Consider the following 2,799-nt stretch of genomic DNA (forward strand, 5'->3'; position numbering starts at 1 on the left):
ATCTCGGCATCGTCGCCGCCACCAACATGAAGCAGCGCACGCGCAAACAGATCGAGTACTATCACGCCGACCGGCTGAATTTCGCCGTGCTCGGCACGCCGAACCGGCTCGAATACGACCAAGGCTTCTTCGTGAAGAATGGCGACGGCGCGGCTGACGTCAAACCGATCGCCCATCTCTACAAGAGCCAGGTCTATGCACTTGCCGCCCATCTCGGCATTCCCGAGGAAATCTGCCGCAGGGCGCCGACGACCGACACCTATTCCCTCGAGCAGACGCAGGAAGAGTTCTACTTCTCCCTGCCCTATGACCGCATGGATATTTGCCTCTTCGGCCTGAATAACGGCCTTTCAGCCGTGGAGGTCGGCGCCGCCGCGGAGCTGACTGCGGTCGAGGTCGAACGCGTCTGGGCCGATATCGCCGCCAAGCGCCGGGCGACGCGCCATCTGCACCTTGGCCCGCAGCTCGTCCGCCCCGTCGAGGAAATCGCCAGCTGAGATTGGCGCGACCATCGGGATTACGTCGCCGCGCGGGCAAATGACGGCCTATTCGAACTGCTCCCCGGCCAAGCGATTCCAGCGCTCGCCGGCCAGCCCGTTGAAGAAGCCTTGCGAGCTCAGAAACGCGTTCACCAGCTCCTCGTCGCGCGAATGCACCACGGTCGAGGCCGGTTGAGTGAAGGCGACCCGCCGGCCCAGCATCGCTGCGAGCAGGGCGGGTTGCGTCCGGCCGCGCAGGCCGGCGGCGCCACGCCGCGCCGCATCGCCAATCAAGCAGTCGACGACGGAACCAGCTTGCCCCGGCAGGGCCAGAACCTGCAGCACGCGCGCCATCCTGCCCGGGCGGGTGTGATAGAGGAAGGCGCCCACCAGCCCCCCGCTGGGGCAGGAGACGGACGCGAACACGGCATCACCATAGTCCGGCTTCTGGGAAGCCTCCGCGAGGATATGCGCAAGCTGCTCGGCACTCCAGTCGGGGCGGAGCGGGAACTGCCGCGTTAACGGGTCCAAAAGAGCCGCAAAACCGGCTTGATCGATTTCGGCTACCTTGAGGCCGCCCTTGCCATTCCAGAGTTCCGGGACCCCGGACCAGCGCATCTCGTTCTCCTGCATCCGTCCGCGAAGATAGCGATCGAGTCCGCGCGCGAGCGGGTCAAGCAAGCGCACGGCGCCGGCTCGCCGCGATGCTAGATCGAGCAGGAAGGCCGAAGGTCGGATGACCCGGATCCAGTCCAGGCTGTATTGCGGCAGGGCGACCCCGCGCAGTTTCGTCCACATCTGCGTCGAGAGGGCATTTGCGGTTTCGCTGAAGGAGATGTCCTGCGGCCCGGCCAGGAATGTCCTGAGCAGCCTTGCGCCGGCCATCGGGTCGTTCGCCCGCGGTTCGACCATGAGCGAACCACAGATGGCGGCGCGCAGCTTGCACTGGCCATGCCTCATCGGCAGCACATTCACGCCGACAAAGCCTGAAATGTCGCCTTCGCTCGCAATATGGACGAGAGACGCGATCTCCGGATCGCAGACCGGGCCTTCGAGATAGTGCCAGCGCAGATAAGTCTCGAGCGCCGGAGGCGGCGGCTTGCCACCGTCCCGGAAGGTTCTTTGAAAGAGCCCGGCGACGGCCGGAATATCCGCAGCCTGCAGGGGACGAATCTGGCTCATGCCAAACTCGCGGAGGATGAGATCGCGGGCGCACCGTTCCCAAGCTTGCGAAGGAGTGCGACACGCGGCATTCCGACCTCATCCTTGGCGAATGTCACGGGTTCATAGGCCTTGGCTCTGGCTATCAGGGCAGCCACCTGGCGGTCCTGCCCCTGGCCGAACTCGAACAGCAGCCAGCCATCAGGCTTGAGGAAATCGATTGCGTCCCGGATCAGCCGCTGTTGGATCGAGATGCCGTAAGGCCCCCCGTCGAAGGCCTCGCGCGGCTCGCCCTCAAGCAGATGCGCGCTCTCGCCTTCGAGGCGCGCGGTCGAGATATAGGGCGGATTGCAGACAATCAGGTCCGCTGCGCCGATAAGCCCATCGCCCTCCAGCGCACCGAACAGATCCCCTTTCCGGATGGTGACCCGGGCCTGAAGGGCCAAGCGTTCGGCATTGCTCCGGGCGAGCGCGAACGTGCTGTCAGTCACGTCCACCCCCCAGACGCGGGCCGACGGAACTTCCGCCGCGATCGCCAGAGCAAGGTTGCCGGAGCCGCAGCACATGTCGATCACCATCGGGCCGGGCGCGCGATCGCGAAGAATCGCAAGCGCGCTCTGTCCGAGCAACTCCGTTTCCTGACGCGGCACGAGAACGCCCGGAGCCAGCTCGAGCATCACGCTCATGAAACGATGCAGGCGGGGCGTAGAACGGCCGGCTAGGGCTGCTGCTCTGTGCGGCACGGCGGTTCCTTACGTCATCCGACAGTATTGCATACACAGGACCTATCGCGCTCCGGTAAACGGCTGCTAAAGATATCGCCGCCGATACTGCGCAGCGCACCAACTCGGCCATATAGATGCGGCGTTGGTGCGCGGATATGAAATCGAGCGCATTTCGGTCTTTGAAGTTGCCGATTATAGCTGCCGGACTTGATGTCGGACAGACTCATGCGCACGCCAGCATGCGGTTGAGTACGCTGCAACCGACGGCAACCTCGGTCTGCTGAGCGGCGAACGAACGAGCCAGCAAGCTCTACATACTTCAATTGCGTCTGCCCGGGGAGGCAGTCTGTGGATTCGAGGCGTGGTCTCGGCTAAGCATACCCGATGGACGACAGATCCTGGTTTATGAAATCCAGCATCGATCACGCCAAAGC

General features: G+C 64.0%; 3 protein-coding genes. 1 reads left to right on the forward strand and 2 read right to left on the reverse strand.

Annotation, left to right across the window (positions count from 1 at the left end):
- On the forward strand, positions 1 to 497 hold a 497-nt coding region (nadE, locus tag EN925_RS30875; RefSeq protein WP_128337170.1), incomplete at its 5' end, for an NAD(+) synthase.
- A 48-nt stretch (positions 498 to 545) separates the two neighbouring features.
- Here nadE and EN925_RS30880 read toward each other — a convergent pair.
- Together EN925_RS30880 and EN925_RS30885 are read right to left on the reverse strand one after the other, a co-directional pair.
- Positions 546 to 1,661: a hypothetical protein gene (locus tag EN925_RS30880; RefSeq protein WP_064994918.1), complete on the reverse strand. Its 1,116-nt coding sequence runs from the start codon at positions 1,659 to 1,661 to the stop codon at positions 546 to 548.
- Positions 1,658 to 2,326 (reverse strand): HemK/PrmC family methyltransferase, encoded by a 669-nt coding sequence (locus tag EN925_RS30885; RefSeq protein WP_245265405.1) that lies wholly within the window; start codon positions 2,324 to 2,326, stop codon positions 1,658 to 1,660. The genes EN925_RS30880 and EN925_RS30885 overlap by 4 nt, the downstream gene beginning before the upstream one ends.
- Positions 2,327 to 2,799 lie beyond the last annotated feature (473 nt).

The organism is Mesorhizobium sp. M7A.F.Ca.US.006.04.2.1, from assembly GCF_004022915.1.
Lineage (GTDB): Bacteria > Pseudomonadota > Alphaproteobacteria > Rhizobiales > Rhizobiaceae > Mesorhizobium > Mesorhizobium ciceri.

Bases quoted from the DNA above. Each gene is read 5' to 3' on its own strand.
- EN925_RS30885 (WP_245265405.1), bottom strand. From the start codon at position 2,326: ATGAGCGTGATGCTCGAGCTGGCTCCGGGCGTTCTCGTGCCGCGTCAG.
- EN925_RS30880 (WP_064994918.1), bottom strand. From the start codon at position 1,661: ATGAGCCAGATTCGTCCCCTGCAGGCTGCGGATATTCCGGCCGTCGCC.